Source organism: Pseudoalteromonas arctica A 37-1-2 (assembly GCF_000238395.3).
GTDB lineage: Bacteria > Pseudomonadota > Gammaproteobacteria > Enterobacterales > Alteromonadaceae > Pseudoalteromonas > Pseudoalteromonas arctica.
Genome location: NZ_CP011026.1, coordinates 241786 through 261766, shown reverse-complemented (window position 1 = coordinate 261766; position 19981 = coordinate 241786). Strand labels below are relative to the sequence as shown.

The window sequence follows — 19981 nt, the reverse complement described above, 5'->3', positions numbered from 1 at the left end:
TTATTTATTTTTATTGGTAAATAAACCATAGCCGAGTTCATATTTTGGTTCAATCGTTTACTGTATTTTACGTAAAATACAAAAAGTGTTCGGTGTTGTTTAAATTAGTATTTTAGAAGGGAACACTGGTGTTTGAGTGACTTTATTGAGGTACTAAGGGCTTATCTTTCTTAATACATCGCGTTTTGCAGCTTTTCTACATTATGAACAAGGCAATACAGTTGCCGCAGCGTAAAGAAACAGCTAAACAGGACAGCCATTCTAACTTAATGAAAAAACTTAGGCTGGCGTCACTGTTAATTCATCAAAAATTGAACATGTTTTCCAGAGCCGCCTCTAAAGACATGGGCATATGACGTTTATTCATAATTCGGTTGTTAAGCTCTTCTTTAAGTGATTTAACCGTAGTGCAATACTCTAAACGTTTAGCAATTTCATCACATTCATTATTTAGCGCCGCTAAATGGTTTACAAAATTATCTTTAATTTGCGCTTTACTACGACCATTAAACTTACGCCACACAATTGTATATTGGTCATTACTTTCTTTTTGTTGCCGATGCTGTTCATTTAGCTCGATTATTTTATTTTGCAGTAACGGAATTAAGTTTGCTTTGGTTTCTTCGTCAAAATCGACATCGTCGTCAAAATGGCTTATGTAAAGTTGTAATAAAGTAAAACCGTCTTTCTCTTTTCGAGCTTGTACTAACTGTTGCATTAGTTCGTGTTTTTCTGCTTTTTTTGCAAGATCAGATTCTTTATCTGGATGCAACTTAGATGCTAAACGTTTATACATTTTGTTTAGCTGCGAGCCTTTAAATAACTTTTCTAATTTTGAGTTGTTTTTTTGTTGTTTAATTTCATCGCGATCAAATCGCTCGTGTTGGTCAAAAAAGTCATCCCAATCTTCATCTTGTTCATAGTGCATATTATCTGCACTAAACGCTTCATCATCTTTCTCCTCACCAAAACCTTGCTCGTCAAGGTGCTTATAAAGCAATGAAGGATCAGCTGTTATTTCTCTCAGTTCGTCATCTGTTAATTCTAAACCGGGGAAATCTTGCTGTAACATATTACGTAATATGTTTAACTCTGAAGAAGGGATTGTACTAACCGTATCTTGGTTATACTTATTTAGGTAAGATTGAAAAACTTGAGACACTTCCTCAACATTCAACTCGCCAATGAATGGATGTTCTGACAAATAATCTAAATCTTCATTTATCCAATCCACAAGTTCATTACGCTGTTCAATAGTTAAGCTTTTACGTTGGATAAACTTACTAAAATGAATAATTTGTTCTGCAATCATTTGAGCTTGAATTTGCTCATGGTGCTCTACTTGTTCTTGAAATTGAGAAAACAGGATCTGCTTTTTAATATCAAAGTTTGCGTTACGCTTAGTATGTTTTTCAATTCGCTGCCATAAACGCTCTAATTCAGAAGGCGTTTTAGTCGCCGCTTGTTGCTTTACATTTTTTAAAAATGTCATATTAAGTTCCACTAAAATTTGTATCCATTACTTTTTATGCACGTAATTTGTATGCTTGAATTATAAATTTAATTAAAGCATACATAAAGCCAAGCATTAAAAAGAACAAGGATAAAAAGCGCCTGAGTTCATTTAAGAACAATATGCTAAACAGTTACTTTAAGGTCTTATTTAATCGTTACCTTTGCATCACTTACCCATGTCTCAGTTATAGCTTCATCATTTTTATCAACTAAATACGCGCGTATGTTCACCGGATTGTTGTTAGCTTGTTTGTAGTCAAACGCTAATCGCCATTGGTTTGTACCAACTACCGGATAAACTCCAATAGGTTCTAGTATTTCACCGTTGCTGGCTTCAACAATCGGCTTTATACCACTTTTGTTATCTAAGCCTTTAAATACTGGACCTTCAAAATCAATCACCATCTTGTTAACGCCTTCAGGAATAGGCTGGCCGGGAATTCCGCCTAAGCCTTGGCGAGTATTTACAACGCTTGCAAGCGTTTTTGATTTTGGATCGAGTGGACGCCATTCAATATCATAAGAAAAGGTAAACTCATCACCTTTGCGCGCCTCTTTTTCGGGCACCCAATAGGCCACAATGTTGTCAAACGTTTCATCTTTTGTTGGAATCTCTATTAACTGAACTGCGCCTTTGCCCCAATCGTCAGTAGGTTTTATCCACGCTGATGAACGCTTATTGTAAAATACGCCGTCGTCCTGGTAGTTATTAAAGTCACGATCTCTTTGGATTAAGCCAAACCCTTTTGGGTTCTCATCAATAAAACTATTGGTCGACACCGACTGAGGATTATTTAATGGGCGCCAAACGTATTGACCCGATCCTGTGTGAATAGCCAGTCCATCACTGTCGTGAATTTCTGGGCGCCAATCTTTAGCTTCTGTTTTATCTTTTTGTGAGTACCAATACATACTGGTTAACGGTGCTACGCCTAAACGTTCAACATCGGCGCGCATATACAGATTAGCGCTTACTGAGGTGATATGTCCTTTGGCTTCTTTGTTATCTTTGCTTAAACCAAATCGATAAGCACCAGTGATAGAAGGCCCTTCAAGCAGTGCCCAAACAGACACACTTTCACCTTTTTTCTCTGCGGGGCCAATCCAAAATGCAGAAAAGCGCGGAAATTCTTCTGGCTGATTCATACCCGTATTAATTGCAATACCTCGGGCTGACAGTCCATATTGTCCCTCTGGCCCGTCAGTACGAAAATAAGACGCGCCTAAAAAAGATATCCAATCTGGTTTCATATCTGGGCGCATTATTCTAAAGCCTGCAAATCCAAACCCTTCTGGGAGATCGTGAGCTGGGCTATTATCAGGCATATCAAAAACGTCATTACTAAAAGGTACATTTTGAACCTGATTTTTATCGTCTCTGATGTAAATACTTACTGGCTCAGGAAAATATCGCCCTGGGTAAAATAATTGTACAGGTGCCTTTTTTCCACTTGGGTATAAGGTTTCATCTTCTTTAAAGCGTATTTTCCAATGTTCGTCATACGTAATTTTATCGATTAACTCCGGCGCTGGCACCTTAGTTGACGTATAGGGCTTTTCGGCTGAGGCTTTTGCCAGCGCTTTTAAGTCTTCGAATGAAAACTCCGTTTTATCTACTGCTTCTGTCGCGTAAGACGACATCGAAGTGCTAAAAATAATTGCGATAAATAACTTTAATTTCATAAAAAGAATGTCCAATAAATTGAGTCAAATAAAAATGGGAACGCTGCACGAGCGTATGTTTAACTTAAAGTTCTGCATGAATATTACGTGACGTAATATGAACTAGCGTTTACTAAAGTATTGTTATTTGACTACAGGACCTTCTATAATTATTTTTTTAGGCTATTGATTTTCAGGGAAATTGCGCGCGTTTAATGATACCGCTGAAGTAAAAATAAGCGGGGATAGCGCAATTTATTGAACGAAGCCCTCAAGAGGTATGGATATATTTAGGTTTTAGTTGCCCACTTTTCTAAGGCAAAAATTTGTAGAGTGGCTGGTTTTTCTAATCGTTATAGGTGCATAGTTGATTTTAGGCTAAAGCGTATTATAAGCAGTAAAAGTGAAGGATAAGCCATATAACCACACTATTAGATCGCTGGTATTCAAATGGATAAGGGTTGTATTTAGGTGGTGGAAAACAAAGAGGCTCACCACTTTTAAAACTTGCAATTAATGGCTGAATTTTACTTGGCCCTCACTTCAGGGCATGTTTTGAAGTTAATTTTTCAATGGCATTTTTAGCTTCTTTCAAACTTACACCATGAACAGATCTATAATATTTTATTGCTCTAACTTTATGACCTGATTTTAAAGCAACAATAACATCACCTTCAGTTACGCTGCCATGCTTGGGTATTGAGTTACCAAATATTAATATAAATAAAACTGCAATAACCGCTAAAACACCCCAAATATATTCAATTTCCATAAATATCCTCGATGTTCGAAAAATAATGAGCCTGTAGATTAACTCGTTTTTTATTTATTTTATTGATAATCAAACCATAGCTAAGTTCCTATTTTGTTCAATCAGTTACTCAGTTATGCATAAATTTTCAAAAGCGGCTCTGGTAATAATTCAAAAGCCTGCCATTTCAATTCGATATATCGGCATTATTTTTTGTTTGATTTATACCAATAAGGATTTTCTCCAAATAAGTAAAAGTAAGCATTATTGCTAACTGTAGGCAAACAAAAATAACAATGGAGAACGGTGAACTTGATAGCATGCTTTGTGTTGTTTTTTCTGAAGTGTCAGCCAAATAAAAATCAACATAGGTCAAAAGTAAAAATAAACCCGAAACATAAAGGACAACCTTAACTTTTGCACTGCGTAGCTTTGAAACTACTTCATCATTAGTCATTTAAAAAGCCTTCAACTGTATTATTTTTTTAAGGCGTTTTTTAATGACCTTTTGCTCGCAATAAAGCCCGATAAAACCACCAACAGCAATTGAAGCCACAACCAACAACCAATATAAAGAGCTGTTAGATGCCTGAATACCCGAAATATAAAGGTATAAGTTAAACGGGATAATAAAAAATAAGCTACCTAATACTTTAATGAATTCCCTAAAAAGCTCTGTATCAGACTTTGCTTTGTCGATATGAGAGTTAATAGTTTCATTTGATATCTCATTTAGCTCTGGGTATGTCTTTTGTAACCAATTTAAATAATTCAATCATGCATCCTTGTATTTTTATATCTAGTGCTGCCTTAAATAGGCAAAATATATTTGCTAAAGTAAGCGACATAGCAGTAAAAACCAGATTTTTTTTGTTCTGCTTTACGACTTGTTAGAGCTACTTTTTATCCACAACATAATAGCCTACATTTGATAAAGAATAACTAGCAACGCCCTTTTCGGTTGAAGGCGTAAAGTATATAAATTTTGGGGATATTAATTTTAGTTTCCCTTTAGTTTTAACTCCAGATTGAGCATTAGTTATTGTTATTGATAAATCACCACCAACGCCAAATGCCTGTAAGCCAATTGAAATTACTTTGGAGGATTGAGCAGACCAATTAAAAGACATAAAAACTATACAAAAAGTAATAGCTCCTAAACTGATAAATTGTGCCTTAGCCTTGAAGTAAATTAGCACTGAAATATGAGTAATAATAACCGCACACATACCTAATACAAAGAAAATCCGAGCAGTATCAGCACCAGAAATAAACTCTAAGATAAGGATCGACCAAGTAATTAAAGTAAATAAAATACTCAGGGCAATTAGTTGTTTATCGATTTTCTTTTTCTTAACTTTTCCAACAATCAATAAGACAGGGCTAAATATTGCTAATGAACTAATAAGTAAGAAAAAAGCAGTAGTTACGAAAAACAATTTCATTCCAAATATACCCTCCGTAAAGAAGTCGTAAGAGAAAAAGTCATATTCTCCCATGTAAATTAGAAACATGATCATCGTAATATTTGGTACAAGGAAAAAAGCGGAAATAATATACGAAAGTGTTCTCCACCAAATTTCGTTAGGGACACTTTTGATTTTTGTTATTAGATCATCCAATGCTAGATACTCCTTTAGTACCAACGAGCCTGTAGATTAACTCGTTTTTTTATTTATTTTTATTGATAAACAAACCATAGCTGAGTTCCTATTTTGGTTCAATCGATTACTGTGCTTTTACGCAGCATATAAAGAAGTGTTTGGTGTTGTTTTAATTGGCGTTTTGGAAAGTATTACTGAAAAATTTAGTGTGGGTACCTTTTTTACTCTTTCTAGAATGAGCAGGATTATCTGTGCGTTATTTATTTTTGGCTAAAGCACCGTTAATTGACCACGATAGTTGGCAGCAAGAAACCATAGGAAAGCCTCATAATACCATCATCAGTTCATTGGCATTTAAGTGGATACGAATACTATTTAGGTGCTGGAAAAAACACACGCCTTACGACGAATCAACTTACTTAACAGCATTAAAAAGTAAGGGATCACCACTATTAAAATTTGCGGTGAAAAGTGAGCTTTGGTGCTTGCTGTCCACCTCTGGTCGTGCTGTTATGTTTTATGGGAATACAGCCCCATTTTTCATTCCATGATTAGTATTTTTATCATACTTTTTTTCAAGCACTACGTATTTATCAATAATCTTTTTACCAAGACTATTAGCTTTACTTTTTAAACTAGAGCAATTTTTTGCTGCTAAAACTGACAGACGATTTTCAATCTCTTTAGCTGCATTAATACCAAAGTCTTTATGGCCATTTTCGTGAGCAATTAGTGCATTGTAATAATGTGCCCAACGCTTTTTTAGGTTTACCTCTGCACTATTACTATTCTCCCACTTGGGAAGAGTGAAATTAACTTTGACAGTACTTTTAACACTCGTCATAGAGCACAGACCATTACTTTCATTCCAGTTAAAGCGCCAATTAACAAACCAGTCAGATTTAAAACTAATCTGCTTATTAGACACCACTTTCGAGATTATAACCCCCCAAAATGGCGTATATTACATTGTTCAATAATTCCACTAAATAACTTTAATGTAAACAAGTAATTAAATATGCTACAAAAAGCCCTTTGTTATTTTGCACCAAAACGGCGTTTAATAATGTTATTGGACAAAATTAAAACAGCTGTTTATTTAAACAGCTGTCTCTGTAAGTTAGCTTTATTTATGTAGCTACCTTTTACGACCATAATTAACAAACGCACAAAAACCAAACGCCATATACGGGCATATAAAGGCTTACTTATTACAGAATTAGTATTTTTATACGCTTTAATAGTTGGCGTTTAGCCTTGTTAGGTGGAAAAACTCGAGTAAAGAACAAAAGAAAGTAATAGGAAAATTTTGGCTTTATGTATTTAGCGCGTAATTAGCTAAAGCATTGGTGAGATAAGCGAGCCTTAACATATTAATGATACAGACTCGCTGGGGTGTTTATAATAAAACGAATGAGTGAGGTGCTTACTTTACATCAAAGTTCACATGGTCAAAGTATGGGTTTTTCTCACGCGCTTTAAGTATACTAATTGTAGTGAGCACAATGAGTTGCAACTCGCTATTTACGCTAACAACTATGCATTCGTCTCTATTAGCATTGCGCTTTGTGTCAGTTGCTATCCCACATACACCATCGCCATTTTTTAATATAAGCTCAATACTTAAACGGTGCATACAGGCAATTTCGATATAGTCGTATTGGTTGCAACTGATCATGACGTCCTCTTTATTTAGCCGGTTTAAATAGCATTAAAAAAGCAATAACAACAAGGTTGGCTATATACCAAAGATCTTTAATTACAAACTGCCCTAAGCGCTCCAATAAAGTGGAAGAACTAAATGCACCGGTGGCGGTAATTAAGAATGTTTGGGTCATCATAAATACGCTTAAACACGCTAAGCCACTTACAATAATTAGCTTTTTATTATTTAAAAATAGCCCTAAGCCCAATAACACAGCAAATAATACATCAAACCCGCCAATCACGTTAGACGCGCCTTGTACGCTAAATACCGTGTATAACCACGACATAAACGGTGAGGTTTCTACTAAACTTACAATGCCTTTTGCTTCAAACTCATAAAACTTCATGCCGCCGATCCACAATAAAACCATGGCAACCGGTATAAAGTTTAAAAGTACGTGTTGTTTGTCGGTAAGTTTATCTTTATAAAATAAAAACAAATACAAAGGCACTACAGCAAAGTATTTAATTATGCCCTGCCCACTACCAATGATTGGAAAGCCGCCAAGTTGAGCCATCCAACGGTTACTGGCAAACAAGGTAAGTAATGCTACTAAACTTATAATTGCTGCAAGTAAAAGTGCTGGCGTAGGTTTCATTAGCTTAAGGTGAGCGAGCACGGTGGCAAACGCTAAAGCAACCATAAATGAGCCACTAATCAAACCTAATGCAGATACAGACATTAGCGAATCAACGCCATAAAAACTAAACGTAGCCGTTAACGTATTAGGGTTTGCTCCTAACGCAAACGATAAGCCAAGTAACAAAAAGCTACTCGCTAATAAAAAAGTAATCACGTTGTTGGTTAATTTTAAGTTCATTGTATTTCCAAGTATTCGCTAAGACTTACAAAGACCTTGCTAGTCGATAAAACAATTCAAGCTAACTCTTAAAAATATAAGAGTTGATTAAGCACAACGTAAGCTCTCATCAGGTAATTTAATCAATCACTTTAGTTTATAGTTTATTACCTCTTTATTAATAAAATTAAATAAGTCTAATATTCATATGATGTGCGTCATTTTTTTTATTATAAAATGAAGTAGAATAACGTCGCCTTTTCAATACACAGAATGCACGCATTTCTAAAACTTAGGGACATTTTTAATGAAGGGTACTGATATTCGAGTTACCTCTGGACTGATTTCTATAGCCATTGTTTTACTACTTTGGTTTGCTGTACCGCCCCCGCAAGGTGTTACCGAAAACGCATGGCATTTGCTCGCTTTATTTATTGGTACTGTTGTTGCCATTATTGGTAAAGCAATGCCAATCGGCGCCATTGCTATTTTAGCTATTACTTCTGTTGCGTTAACCGGCGTAACTAATGACAGCCCATCTGGCGCTATTAAAGATGCATTAAGTGGCTTTTCTAATTCATTAATTTGGTTGATTGGTATTGCTATTATTATATCTCGGGGGTTAGCTAAAACTGGTTTGGGAAATCGCATTGGCTATAATTTTATTTCTCTTTTTGGTAAAAAAACAGTTGGTATTGGCTATGCACTCGCACTTTCTGAACTTGTTATAGCACCTGTAACGCCAAGTAATACCGCGCGAGGCGGCGCTATTATTCACCCAATTATGAAGTCGATAGCAACAAGCTTTGGCTCGTCCCCTGAGGAAGGTACATCTCGTAAAATTGGGCACTACCTTGCTTTAGTGAGCTACCATATAAACCCTATTACATCAGCTATGTTTATTACGGCGACTGCGCCAAACCCTCTAATTGTAAAGCTGATTGCTGATGCTACCGGTGCAAATATCAGTATTACTTGGAGTACGTGGGCGCTGGCAGCGCTTGTTCCTGGTTTGCTATGTATTGCCCTTGTGCCTTTGGTTGTTTACGCCATTTACCCACCTGAAGTTAAAAGTACGCCCGACGCTAAAAAATATGCAGAATCTAAATTAACTGAAATGGGCCCAATGAGTTACGGCGAAAAAATAATGGTGGGTGTTTTTGCTATGCTGCTTGTTTTATGGGCCGGCGTACCCGCAATGATTTTAGGGGCTGACTACGCAGTTAACACAACCGCAGTGGCTTTTTTAGGTTTATCGGTTTTATTAGTGACTGGTGTATTAAGTTGGGACGATGTACTTAAAGAAAAGTCTGCGTGGGATACCGTTGTTTGGTTTTCAGCATTAGTAATGATGGCCACTTTTTTAAATAAATTAGGTTTGGTAACGTGGTTTTCAACACTTGTTGAGAGCAACATTGCGCAACTGGGCTTTGACTGGATTGTATCGGCTATTATATTGGTAGCTGTGTATTTTTACGCTCATTACTTTTTTGCCAGTACCACAGCACATATTACTGCTATGTTTGCCGCATTTTACGCCGCAGGTTTGGCGCTTGGCGCTCCGCCTTTATTTTTAGGTTTACTGTTAGCTGGCGCTTCATCACTCATGATGTCGTTAACGCATTACGCAACAGGCACATCACCCATAGTGTTTGGCTCAGGCTATGTATCATTAAAAGACTGGTGGGTAATGGGCCTTATAATGAGCGTTATTAATTTAAGTGTATGGGGAATTATTGGCGGGCTTTGGTGGAAAGCACTTGGGTATTGGTAGTATTGCCTTTGTTAGCTTGGCTTGCACATTTAATACTGCGCACTTGTTTTGGTTAGTTCTACAAATATAAACATTAAGGCTGTTGCAAGGGAGCACTATGGTTTTTAAATTCATAAAGGCAGCATATTCAGACAGAGACTACTTATTAAGCCTCAGAAAACTGACTATGGTTGAACACTTAGAAAATGCCGGGTTATTTTTAATACCAATTCGCTTAATTAAGTGATCTATTTTGAGGCTGGAAAAACGTGTTGATAGCTAGGCAAAAAATTCGCTATTTAGTTGTTCTAAATGAGCATTTTTTAACGCAGGTAGCGACACATTTAGCCCCGCAAAATGCTTAAGTATTATTGCGGATTGGTATAACTGAGCAACAGCATGTTTTAAGGCTTGATGACCAATATCACTGCTCCCATCTTATAGTTATAAATGAGGTACCAATTGGTACTTTAAAATACCAAACGTACGCTCAATACGTTGAAATAATGCAATTACAAATACATCCACTGCATCAAAATAAAGGGTATGGGAAAGCGGTTATTGAACAAGTTATTACAAGTGCGCAGTCAAAACCGATTAAACTCACAGTACTTAAAAACAACCCAGCATTAGAACTTTATAAGCGGCTGGGTTTTACTATAACGGATGAGAATAATTACGAGTACCACATGCAAACGCGGGCTACTCGTAGCTAAAATTAGTCGCTTTGATCTCTGAAGTCTTTTTTTCTGAAAATAGTTAAATGCCAACCCCAATGCAAAGAGCCTAATCTTAAAAAAATAGTCGTGAAAAATGACCCTAAAATACACCAAATGTAATCTACATTAAGGCTAAATAAAGCGGCATAAACTGCACCACCCGCTAAACACGCAGAGGCGTAAGGTTCGCTGCGCATCACAGTTGGCACCTCACGGCAAATTACGTCGCGTATTAAACCACCAAATATACCTGTAGTAATACCCATGGTAATTGCGACCACCATGCCAGAGCCATTAATGAGTGCTTTTTCTATCCCCATAATATTAAATAACGCCATACCAACAGCGTCTACTAATAAAAAGTAGTAATTATTAACGCGCGGTAAGTATCGAATAAATGCAATTGTTGCTATAACGGCCCCGTAGGTCGAATACAAATACTCCGGGGTAGCAATCCAAAATACCGGTTTGTTTAAAAGTATATCTCTGAGGGTACCGCCCCCTAGTGCTGTAACGGTTGCAACCACTACTACGCCAAAGCCACTAATGTTTTTTTCATACCCAAGCAATGCCCCTGCAACAGCAAAAAATGCGACACCGAGTAACCCTAGTACCATAAAGTATTCAGCAGTCATGGTAATTCCTTTTTAAAATTTATAAGGAGTTGTATCAACTTACGTGCCAAAAAACATCCCTTAAAAGTTGAATTAACTTTAAAAAATACATTTAAAAACAACGCTGTAATTTACACTGAATGCAGTTTGAGGTTAAGTTTTATGAAAGGTAATATTTGAGAAGGTAATTATTTTAAAAGTAGGTATTTTTTACACGTTGTTTATAAGTAGGCTCATAAATTAAGCTAGCGCTATTTATCCACTCAAAATAAGCAAGATAGCCTACAAAAATTGACTCAAAGATTAATAGGCTAATACCTATCCAACTTGCAAAGTTACATAAAAAAATAACGCTGACACCTACCCTAATTTTTCATTGTTGATTGGTATTATACGGCCATTAAAAAACATGTCCCCTTGGTCAGGTTTAATCACACCACAAAGCATTTTCATTAACGTGCTTTTACCAGCCCTATTTTCCCCTTTAGATTTAAATAGTAAAAGCATTCGCTTCACCGTGCCTTATTTTTAAGGCTACTCCGTTATTACCTATACCTCGATAATTTAACCCAACCGCTCTTAACTGACCAAGCGGTCAACAATGGCATAGTAACTGCAATAAGCTAATTAAAGATTAAAAAGTATTTTTGTTACCCGTGCGCAAACAACAAGAAAAAACATACGCCAAGCCTTTATGTATCAGGGCTTTATAAAAATTAAGGGGGTCTGTGTGATTCAATTTTTATTAAATAACACGCCAATTGAAGTACAAGAATGTTCGCCAAGTCTCACCATTTTGGACTGGCTACGCACCAAAAAAGGGAAAGTGGGCACCAAAGAAGGGTGTGCAACTGGCGACTGTGGCGCGTGCACAATTTTAGTGGGTGAAGAGCGTATAAATGCAAACGGGCAAACTAGTTGGCAATACAAAACAATGAACAGCTGTTTATTGTTATTAGGTAATGCGCATGCAAAACATATAGTAACGGTAGAGGCTGTGACTACTGGCTTATACCCAAACTTAACCGATTTACACCCCGTACAACGTGCACTGGTGGAGTGCCATGGTTCGCAGTGTGGTTTTTGTACGCCTGGTATAATAATGAGCTTGTTGGCTCTTTATATTAATGAACCAACGTACCCTGGTAAAAAAGCGGTTATTCATGCACTTGGTGGTAACTTATGCCGTTGTACAGGTTATAGCCCTATATTACTTGCAGCCGAAAAAGCCTATAGCTATGAGCGTAAAGCTGAACCGTACTCAGCAATGGCCGCTCAATTTAAAGCATCACTTAATACGCAATATGATGACGATATTCCATTTTTAAAAAATGGTCCTCGCAAATTTTACTTACCACAAACTGCCCAGCAACTTGTTGAGCTAAAAGCGCTTTATCCTTATGCACATTTAGTTGCTGGTGGCACCGACTTTGCCATTGAGCTTAGCCAAAACATGCTCTTACCGGATGTAATTATCTCCCTTAGCCAAGTAAAGGAGCTTTGCACCTTGGCAGATAATAACGGTGAGTTACACATTGGTGCAGCACTCCCTTATAGCCAATTTGTTGAGGTATTTTATAACCATTACCCAGAGTCAAAAGAGCTATTTGAACGCTTAGGATCAAGCCAAGTACGTAACAGTGGCACACTTGGTGGCAGCATAGGGAATGCCTCTCCTATTGGCGATCCAGCTCCCCTTTTAATCGCTCTTAATGCATCAATGGATTTATTAAGCAGCGCTGGTACGCGCACTATTAAAGTTGCCGACTACTTTATTGATTACAAAAAAACAGTTCTTAAAAGCGATGAAGTAATTAGTAAGTTCACCATCCCAAAGCGCCCTGAGTCGCTAAAACTGGCGTGTCATAAAATATCAAAACGCTTTGAAGACGATATATCTACCGTGTGTTTGGTACTTGCTATAGAGCATTCACAAAACATGATCACTCAAGCCCGCTGCGCTATGGGCGGTATGGCTGCTATTCCTAAGCGCGCGCAGCATATTGAGCAAAAGCTGATATCTCAATCATTACAAGTAAGTAGTTTTATAGACGCAGCAACGGCTATTAACGATGACTTTAAGCCCATGAGCGATGTAAGAAGCAGTGCGCATTACCGCACTACGGTAAGCAAAAACTTATTACAACGCATTGGTATTGAGTTTTGTAAGCCGCAAGCACGCAACAATAACAACATTGCCATTACGAGGATCTCACATGCGTCACTTTGAAATGGATAAACTAAAAGCGCAAGGTGGTAGCGTTGGGCAATCTAAATATCACGAAAGCGCTATTAAACAAGTTTGTGGCAGTGCAAATTTTGCCGACGATAACCCGGAGCCATACGGCTGCCTACATGCTTACCCAGTGCTCGCCCCTGTTACAAGCGGCTTTATTAAATCAATAGATACAAGTCACGCACTGGCAGTTGAAGGCGTTAAACGTATTTTATCGGCCGAAGATGTTCCGGGTAAGCTTGATATTGGCCCGGTATTTCCTGGTGATGTATTACTCACTAGTCATGAAATTCAATACCACGGGCAACCTGTATTAATTGTCGTTGCCGACAGCTACGCCATAGCACGTCGCGCGGCACGTTTAGTGGTTATAGAGTGCGAGCAAACCACACCCATACTCGATATTAAAGAAGCTATTAGCAAAGAGCATTGGGTAAGGCCGCCCCATTCACTTAACCGTGGTAACAGCGAAAACGCCATTAATAACGCAGCCCACCAGCTTAAAGGCGAAATAAACATAGGCGGGCAAGAACACTTTTATTTAGAAGGCCAAATAGCGCTGGCGCAACCTGATAACGACGGGGGCATTCATGTTCAGTGCTCTACGCAACACCCTACTGAGGTGCAGCACTTAGTCGCTAAAATTTTAAAAAAGCCATTTAGTTTTGTAAACGTAGAAACCCGCCGTATGGGCGGTGCTTTTGGCGGCAAAGAAACCCAAGGCGCACCATGGGCATGCCTTGCAGCTCTTGCGGTTTACCACCTTGGCTGCGCAGTAAAAATGCGCCTAGCCCGCAGCGACGATTTTAAGTTAACCGGTAAACGCCACCCTTTTTATAATCAATACCATGTCGGTTTTGACGAAAATGGCTTAATAGAAGGTGCCGACATTACCGTAAACGGATTTTGTGGCTACTCCCCTGATTTATCGGATGCAATTGTAGACCGCGCCATGTTTCATGCTGATAACGCCTACTACTACCCAGCCGCCACAATTAAGGGTAATCGCTGTAAAGTAAATACCGTAAGCCATACCGCATTTAGAGGGTTTGGTGGCCCGCAAGGAATGATTATGGGCGAGCTAATAATGGACGATATAGCCGCCAAATTAGGTAAAGATCCGCTTGAGATCCGAAAACTTAATTTATACAAAAAAGGCCGCGATACTACGCCGTACCATCAAACCGTAGAGCAACATATTTTAATAGATATGATTGCTCAGCTTGAGCAGTCGGGTGACTACTGGGCACGTAAAGAGGCCATTAAAGCATTTAACGTATCGTCACCTATTATAAAAAAAGGCCTTGCAATGACGCCGGTTAAATACGGTATTTCGTTTACGGTACAACACTTAAACCAAGCCGGTGCATTAGTACATGTATATAGCGATGGTTCTATACATTTAAACCACGGCGGCACCGAAATGGGCCAAGGACTAAACACCAAAATTGCGCAAATTGTGGCCCACGGCTTTGGGGTCGATTTTAACGCGGTAAGTATTAGTGCTACGCGTACCGACAAGGTACCAAACACTTCACCAACAGCGGCCTCAAGTGGTACCGACTTAAACGGCATGGCGGCGCTAAATGCAGTAAACACAATAAAAGAGCGCTTAATAAACTTTATTACCGAGCACTTTGAAGTAGACAGCCAAAGTATTACATTTAAAGATAACCTCATTACTTTTAGTAAAGGGGAAATTAGCTTTAGCGAACTTGCAAATCTTGCTTACATGAACCGTATATCGCTTTCATCAACGGGTTATTACGCCACACCAAAAATTCATTACGATAGAGCCAAAGGTGAAGGCCGCCCATTTTTTTACTACGCTCACGGCGTAGCACTCAGCGAAGTAGAAGTAGATACCCTAACTGGCGAAAACACGGCAACCCGCGTTGATATACTGCACGATGTGGGCAGTTCAATTAATCCAGCACTTGATATAGGGCAAATTGAAGGCGCCTTTGTGCAAGGTATGGGCTGGCTAACAACCGAAGACTTACAATGGAATGATAAGGGCCAACTTGCAAGCTTTGGCCCAGCCAACTACAAAATACCAGCCATTGGCGATACACCTGCCGAATTTAACGTCAATCTTTATAACTCTGCCAATCCAGAAACCACCGTATTTAGATCAAAAGCCGTAGGCGAGCCGCCATTTATGCTGGCTTTTAGTGTATGGAGCGCGATTCGTAATGCCATAAGCAGTGTGGCTGATTACAAATACACAGCCCCACTGGATACACCCGCAACCCCAGAGCGAGTATTGAGTGCAATTGAGCAAACCGCTAGTTGGTTTAAGGAGCATCAACATGACTAATTTAAATGAGTCGTTTCAGGGTTTTCATACTCAAAACTGGGCGCAGGCTATAAACGAGCACGAACAAAGCGGCACTAATTATGTAATTGCCACGGTACTTGGCACAAATGGCTCAACCCCTCGCGGCACAGGCTCTAAAATGGTAATAAGCGGCGAGCATATTTACGACACTCTTGGCGGTGGCCACCTTGAATACGTAGTAATAGAAAAAGCCCGCGAACTACTTGCCAAAGGCGAAGCCGCCCAAGTAATTGAGCAATTTAACCTGGGTGCAAATTTAGGCCAGTGCTGCGGCGGAGCTGCCACCGTTATGCTTGAATGCATGCAATGCGAGCGCTTTACCCTCGACATTTATGGCGCAGGCCACGTAGCACAGGCGCTTATTGGTATATTGGCACAACTACCTATGCGCATACGCTGGATAGATAGCCGCGCAGATGTATTCCCACAGGCTATTCCAAATAACGTAGTAAAAGTGGTTGATGAAGAGCCAACAGAGCAAGTAAAACGTGCACCAAAGGCTAACAACTACTTAATATTGACCCATAACCACCAGCTCGACTTTGCACTCACCCAAGCCATTATTAAACGCGCTGATGCCAATTGGCTGGGCGTTATTGGCTCTGACACTAAAGCAAAACGTTTTAAACAACGCCTAGCACATCGCGATTTTACAGCCGATCAAATACAACAAATGACCTGCCCTGTTGGGCTTAAAAATATTACGGGCAAATTACCAATGGAAGTGGCTATTTCGATTAGTGGACAGCTAATTGCCCTTTATCAGGCTATGCAAACCCAAGCGCCAAAACGCCAAGGCTTGCAGTGGCGCACACTAAAAAATGCCTTAATTAGCACCACGCAGGAGGAAGTAGGCGCATGAGTAGCTTACAAATAAATACGCTAAATGATGCACAAGCAAAACAAGCACTTGAGCATTGCTGCGCGGCCCCTAACTGGGTGGCAGGCATGGTAAAAGCAATACCATTTAAAAGTGCTCAGCAGCTGTTTGAATGCGCAAAAAACATATGGGATAGCCTTGGCGAGAGCGACTATTTAGCTGCCTTTGAAGGCCACCCGCAAATAGGTGACTTATCAACCCTTAGCAAAAAATACGCTGCTACCGCACAAAAAGCGGGGCATGAGCAATCAGGTATGAGCAAAGCAAACGAAGCCGTACTTACCAAAATGATCGTTCTTAATAAAGAGTACCTGAGCAAGTTTGGCTTTATTTTTATTGTGTGCGCCACCGGTAAAACGGCCGAACAAATGCTTGAACTCATAGAGCAGCGCTTACACAACACCCGCAGCACAGAGCTTGCTATAGCCGCGGGCGAACAAGCCAAAATAACAAAAATAAGATTGGAGTCACTGCTATGAACAAAAGCCCTATAACCACCCATATACTCGATACCAGCACCGGAAAACCAGCAGCAAACGTTGCTGTTAAGCTATTTAAACTTACAAATAACGAATGGGTGCAACTAACCCAAGGCACAACCGATAGCGACGGGCGAATTACCGACTGGCTAAATACAGAAGTAGAATTTGCAACCTATAAGCTAGTCTTTGATTTAGATAGTTATTACCAAAACCAACCTACCCCTGCGTTTTACCCAGAGGCACAAATAACGTTTAGATTACAAGATACTAAACATCATCATATCCCATTGTTGCTTAGCCCGTTTGGCTACTCTACATACAGAGGTAGCTAATAATGAGCACGCAAAACAATAATAACTTAACAGTAGTTTGTGCCGATATACTCGACTTTATTGACGACCCTGCCATTGCTGGCGAAAGCGCCCATCGTTTTTTTGAAAAAGGCGCATTAGTTATCAAGCACGGCAAAGTAGTTAAACTTGGTTACGAGCAAGACATACTGCCTACGATTGATAAATCAGCGCGTGTTATCCGCCACGATGGCAAACTGGTTATGCCTGGTATGATTGACACCCACATACACTTACCACAAACCGAAATGGTGGGGGCGTACGGCGAGCAACTGCTAAGTTGGTTAACCGAGTATGCGTTTCCGACGGAGAAAAAATTTACGTGTAAGCATTATTCAAAAGAGATCTCTAATCGCTTTTTAGACGAGCTACTGCGCAATGGCACAACCACTGCCCTTGTATTTGGCACTGTGCACCCGCAATCGGTTGATGCGTTTTTTAAAGAATCACAAAAACGCAATTTACGTATGATTGCCGGTAAAGTAATGATGGACCGTAACTGTCCTGACGACTTATCTGATTGCGCGAAAACAAGCTATGACGAATCCAAAGCCCTAATAGAGAAATGGCACAATGTTGACAGGCTAAGCTACGCAGTTACACCGCGTTTTGCCCCCACATCAACCCCTGAGCAATTACAAAAATGCACTCAGTTACTTGAAGAATACCCAGACACCTACCTGCACACTCATCTATCTGAAAACAAAGACGAGTGCGAATGGGTTAAAGGGTTATTTCCAGAAGCTGAAGATTACCTTGGCGTGTACGAGCAAGCAAAAATGGTACGCAAACGCTCGGTATTTGCCCATAGCATTCATTTATCTGAGCGCGAGCTTTGCTGCCTTGCCGATAACAATGCGGCTATATCGCACTGCCCTACCTCAAACCTGTTTTTAGGCTCTGGCTTATTAAATTTAAAAGCCTGTGAAGAGCACGGCATAAACGTAGGCATGGGTACCGATGTAGGCGCAGGAACAAGCTTTTCTATGCTACAAACAGGTAACGAAGCTTACAAAATCCAACAGTTACAAGGTCAAAAGTTTTCAGCATTTAAGGGGCTGTATTTAGCAACACTCGGCGGTGCTAGAGCGCTCGATTTAGAAGGGACAATAGGTAATTTTGAAGCCGGCTGTGAAGCCGATTTTGTTGTAATGGATTGTTCGGCAACTTCGTTTTTAAAATTTAGAATACAACATGCCAAAACCCTGCATGAAAAACTATTTGCAATGATGATGTTAGGCGACGACCGCTGCGTTGAGCAAACCTACATTATGGGTAAAAGTGTGTATAAGCGCGATGATAACAATCAATTTTCAGACACCCGCTCACCGGTATTAGAAGAGGCTTAACTGTTATGGAAAACTATTTATTTGAGCTTGCTCATTTAGTACTGCGTTACTTTCATGTTATTGCTGGTATAGCCTGGATTGGCGCTTCATTTTATTTTGCATGGCTTGATAACAACCTACAAACACCACCGCAGTGGAAAATCGATAAAGGCATAAAAGGCGATTTATGGGCCGTGCATGGCGGTGGCTTTTACGAAGTGGCTAAGTATCAAAATGGCCCTGAAAAAATGCCTCACACCCTGCATTGGTTTAAGTGGGAAGCCTACACAACGTGGATCACCGGTATATTACTATTTAGCTTACTTTATTATGTTGGCGCCGACGTATACTTAATTGATAACAGTAAAAGTGAGCTAAGTAAATTTGCAGCTATTGGCGCATCCCTTGGTTTTATTGGCTTAGGTTATGGTGTTTATCGTTTATTGTGTAAAACCCCGCTGGTTGAAAACGGCAAAGTGTTTATTGCTGTAGTTATTGGTTTATTAGCTCTGTGGACTTTTGGGGTTGATCAACTATTTAGCGACCGCGCTGTGTATATTCATGTAGGTGCACTTATTGGCACGTGTATGGTGGGTAATGTATATCACATTATTATGCCAGGGCAGCGCTACATGGTGAGTGAAGTAGAAGCTGGTAGAATCCCTGATTCAGCGCCAGGTTTAAAGGCAAAGCTGTGTTCTATTCATAATAACTACGCCACATTACCTGTAGTATTTATTATGCTTAGCAATCACTTTCCTTACACGTATAGCCACAACTTTGGCTGGCTTATTTTAATTGCGCTGTTTGGTATTGGTATGTGGATACGCCATTACTTTAACTTAAAACATCAAGGCGTTAATAAACCTTCAGTACTTATAAGTGGTATTGCAGCATTTTTTGCTCTTATGTTGGCAATAGCTCCGTGGCCTAATACACCAACAAATGCAGACGAAAGCGCGCCTTTACAAGCAAGTATTACCGACGCACAAGCGTGGGATATAATCAGCAAACACTGTACGCAGTGCCACAGCGAGACACCTACCTCTGAGCTTTTTCAAACAGCGCCACTTGGCTTTAAACTTGATTCAATTGAACAGGTAAAAAAGTCGCAAGTACTTGTGCATACCCGCGCGGTTATAACCAAAGATATGCCACTGGCTAATATGACCAAGATGACAGACACAGAGCGCGAAGCGCTAGGCTCTTGGCTCGCAGCGCTTAAAAAGGAGCAATAAA

The 19981-nt window shown here is 39.5% G+C and carries 20 protein-coding genes and 1 pseudogene; 10 read left to right on the top strand and 11 right to left on the bottom strand.

From position 1 onward, the window contains the following. Window positions 1-304: 304 nt before the first annotated feature. The 6 genes from PARC_RS18640 to PARC_RS18615 form a co-directional block, all read right to left on the bottom strand. Window positions 305-1492, bottom strand: coding sequence for a hypothetical protein (locus PARC_RS18640; RefSeq protein WP_010553585.1), 1188 nt, complete (start codon window positions 1490-1492; stop codon window positions 305-307). A gap of 167 nt (window positions 1493-1659) precedes the next feature. Further along, on the bottom strand, window positions 1660-3198 hold the full coding sequence (locus tag PARC_RS18635; protein WP_010553584.1) for an OpgD/OpgG family glucan biosynthesis protein: 1539 nt from the start codon (window positions 3196-3198) through the stop codon (window positions 1660-1662). 517 nt (window positions 3199-3715) lie between these two features. Beyond that, on the bottom strand, window positions 3716-3949 hold the full coding sequence (locus tag PARC_RS18630; RefSeq protein WP_010553583.1) for a hypothetical protein: 234 nt from the start codon (window positions 3947-3949) through the stop codon (window positions 3716-3718). 166 nt (window positions 3950-4115) lie between these two features. Next, on the bottom strand, window positions 4116-4385 hold the full coding sequence (locus PARC_RS18625) for a hypothetical protein (RefSeq protein ID WP_010553582.1): 270 nt from the start codon (window positions 4383-4385) through the stop codon (window positions 4116-4118). Next, the gene (locus tag PARC_RS18620; RefSeq protein WP_010553581.1) at window positions 4386-4703 is read right to left on the bottom strand and encodes a hypothetical protein; all 318 of its coding nucleotides are present in this window, start codon (window positions 4701-4703) and stop codon (window positions 4386-4388) included. It lies immediately after the preceding gene. A gap of 121 nt (window positions 4704-4824) precedes the next feature. Further along, complete coding sequence (locus PARC_RS18615; protein ID WP_010553580.1) at window positions 4825-5550, bottom strand: hypothetical protein; 726 nt, start codon at window positions 5548-5550, stop codon at window positions 4825-4827. A 299-nt stretch (window positions 5551-5849) separates the two neighbouring features. On the opposite strand from PARC_RS18615, the pseudogene PARC_RS22020 reads away from it, so the two are divergent. Beyond that, window positions 5850-5990: pseudogene (locus tag PARC_RS22020) on the top strand (IS110 family transposase); the annotation flags it as partial. 59 nt (window positions 5991-6049) lie between these two features. On the opposite strand, the gene PARC_RS18605 reads toward PARC_RS22020, so the two are convergent. The 3 genes from PARC_RS18605 to PARC_RS18595 form a co-directional block, all read right to left on the bottom strand. Further along, on the bottom strand, window positions 6050-6460 hold the full coding sequence (locus PARC_RS18605) for a DUF922 domain-containing protein (protein ID WP_158522944.1): 411 nt from the start codon (window positions 6458-6460) through the stop codon (window positions 6050-6052). A gap of 498 nt (window positions 6461-6958) precedes the next feature. Then, a complete protein-coding gene (locus tag PARC_RS18600; RefSeq protein ID WP_010553578.1) occupies window positions 6959-7210 on the bottom strand; it encodes a Rho-binding antiterminator in 252 nt (83 codons plus the stop codon). 10 nt (window positions 7211-7220) lie between these two features. After that, a complete protein-coding gene (locus PARC_RS18595; RefSeq protein ID WP_010553577.1) occupies window positions 7221-8060 on the bottom strand; it encodes a DUF417 family protein in 840 nt (279 codons plus the stop codon). Window positions 8061-8346: 286 nt separating this feature from the next. Here PARC_RS18595 and PARC_RS18590 point away from each other — a divergent pair, with 286 nt between their 5' ends. Continuing rightward, the gene (locus PARC_RS18590; RefSeq protein ID WP_010553576.1) at window positions 8347-9813 is read left to right on the top strand and encodes a DASS family sodium-coupled anion symporter; all 1467 of its coding nucleotides are present in this window, start codon (window positions 8347-8349) and stop codon (window positions 9811-9813) included. 350 nt (window positions 9814-10163) lie between these two features. Further along, window positions 10164-10508, top strand: coding sequence for a GNAT family N-acetyltransferase (locus tag PARC_RS18585; protein ID WP_010553574.1), 345 nt, complete (start codon window positions 10164-10166; stop codon window positions 10506-10508). Window positions 10509-10510: 2 nt separating this feature from the next. Here the strand turns inward: PARC_RS18585 and PARC_RS18580 are convergent, their stop codons facing one another. Both PARC_RS18580 and PARC_RS21850 read right to left on the bottom strand, forming a co-directional pair. Then, on the bottom strand, window positions 10511-11146 hold the full coding sequence (locus tag PARC_RS18580; RefSeq protein ID WP_004334621.1) for a trimeric intracellular cation channel family protein: 636 nt from the start codon (window positions 11144-11146) through the stop codon (window positions 10511-10513). Between the two features lie 339 nt (window positions 11147-11485). Next, complete coding sequence (locus PARC_RS21850; RefSeq protein ID WP_238142581.1) at window positions 11486-11572, bottom strand: hypothetical protein; 87 nt, start codon at window positions 11570-11572, stop codon at window positions 11486-11488. Between the two features lie 283 nt (window positions 11573-11855). Between PARC_RS21850 and xdhA the strand changes: the two genes are divergently transcribed. From xdhA to PARC_RS18540, 7 genes are read left to right on the top strand one after another with little or no spacing between them, the layout of a single operon-like run. Then, the gene (gene xdhA / locus PARC_RS18570; RefSeq protein WP_010553572.1) at window positions 11856-13355 is read left to right on the top strand and encodes a xanthine dehydrogenase small subunit; all 1500 of its coding nucleotides are present in this window, start codon (window positions 11856-11858) and stop codon (window positions 13353-13355) included. Further along, window positions 13342-15681, top strand: a complete 2340-nt coding sequence (xdhB, locus tag PARC_RS18565; protein WP_010553571.1) for a xanthine dehydrogenase molybdopterin binding subunit — start codon at window positions 13342-13344, stop codon at window positions 15679-15681. The genes xdhA and xdhB overlap by 14 nt, the downstream gene beginning before the upstream one ends. Then, on the top strand, window positions 15674-16564 hold the full coding sequence (xdhC, locus tag PARC_RS18560) for a xanthine dehydrogenase accessory protein XdhC (RefSeq protein ID WP_010553570.1): 891 nt from the start codon (window positions 15674-15676) through the stop codon (window positions 16562-16564). The genes xdhB and xdhC overlap by 8 nt, the downstream gene beginning before the upstream one ends. Beyond that, on the top strand, window positions 16561-17061 hold the full coding sequence (gene uraD / locus PARC_RS18555) for a 2-oxo-4-hydroxy-4-carboxy-5-ureidoimidazoline decarboxylase (RefSeq protein ID WP_010553569.1): 501 nt from the start codon (window positions 16561-16563) through the stop codon (window positions 17059-17061). The genes xdhC and uraD overlap by 4 nt, the downstream gene beginning before the upstream one ends. Further along, window positions 17058-17396 (top strand): hydroxyisourate hydrolase, encoded by a 339-nt coding sequence (gene uraH / locus PARC_RS18550; protein WP_010553568.1) that lies wholly within the window; start codon window positions 17058-17060, stop codon window positions 17394-17396. Before uraD ends, uraH begins: the two co-directional genes overlap by 4 nt. Window positions 17397-17398: 2 nt before the next feature. Next, window positions 17399-18763 (top strand): guanine deaminase, encoded by a 1365-nt coding sequence (gene guaD, locus PARC_RS18545; protein WP_010553567.1) that lies wholly within the window; start codon window positions 17399-17401, stop codon window positions 18761-18763. A gap of 5 nt (window positions 18764-18768) precedes the next feature. After that, window positions 18769-19980: a urate hydroxylase PuuD gene (locus PARC_RS18540; protein WP_010553566.1), complete on the top strand. Its 1212-nt coding sequence runs from the start codon at window positions 18769-18771 to the stop codon at window positions 19978-19980. Window position 19981: the final 1 nt, after the last annotated feature.

Coding starts and splice junctions, on each gene's coding strand:
- PARC_RS18640 (WP_010553585.1), bottom strand. CDS start 1,492: ATGACATTTTTAAAAAATGTAAAGCAACAAGCGGCGACTAAAACGCCT.
- PARC_RS18635 (WP_010553584.1), bottom strand. CDS start 3,198: ATGAAATTAAAGTTATTTATCGCAATTATTTTTAGCACTTCGATGTCG.
- PARC_RS18630 (WP_010553583.1), bottom strand. CDS start 3,949: ATGGAAATTGAATATATTTGGGGTGTTTTAGCGGTTATTGCAGTTTTA.
- PARC_RS18625 (WP_010553582.1), bottom strand. CDS start 4,385: ATGACTAATGATGAAGTAGTTTCAAAGCTACGCAGTGCAAAAGTTAAG.
- PARC_RS18600 (WP_010553578.1), bottom strand. CDS start 7,210: ATGATCAGTTGCAACCAATACGACTATATCGAAATTGCCTGTATGCAC.
- PARC_RS18595 (WP_010553577.1), bottom strand. CDS start 8,060: ATGAACTTAAAATTAACCAACAACGTGATTACTTTTTTATTAGCGAGT.
- PARC_RS18590 (WP_010553576.1), top strand. CDS start 8,347: ATGAAGGGTACTGATATTCGAGTTACCTCTGGACTGATTTCTATAGCC.
- PARC_RS18580 (WP_004334621.1), bottom strand. CDS start 11,146: ATGACTGCTGAATACTTTATGGTACTAGGGTTACTCGGTGTCGCATTT.
- PARC_RS21850 (WP_238142581.1), bottom strand. CDS start 11,572: ATGCTTTGTGGTGTGATTAAACCTGACCAAGGGGACATGTTTTTTAAT.
- xdhB (WP_010553571.1), top strand. CDS start 13,342: ATGCGTCACTTTGAAATGGATAAACTAAAAGCGCAAGGTGGTAGCGTT.
- xdhC (WP_010553570.1), top strand. CDS start 15,674: ATGACTAATTTAAATGAGTCGTTTCAGGGTTTTCATACTCAAAACTGG.
- uraD (WP_010553569.1), top strand. CDS start 16,561: ATGAGTAGCTTACAAATAAATACGCTAAATGATGCACAAGCAAAACAA.
- uraH (WP_010553568.1), top strand. CDS start 17,058: ATGAACAAAAGCCCTATAACCACCCATATACTCGATACCAGCACCGGA.
- guaD (WP_010553567.1), top strand. CDS start 17,399: ATGAGCACGCAAAACAATAATAACTTAACAGTAGTTTGTGCCGATATA.
- PARC_RS18540 (WP_010553566.1), top strand. CDS start 18,769: ATGGAAAACTATTTATTTGAGCTTGCTCATTTAGTACTGCGTTACTTT.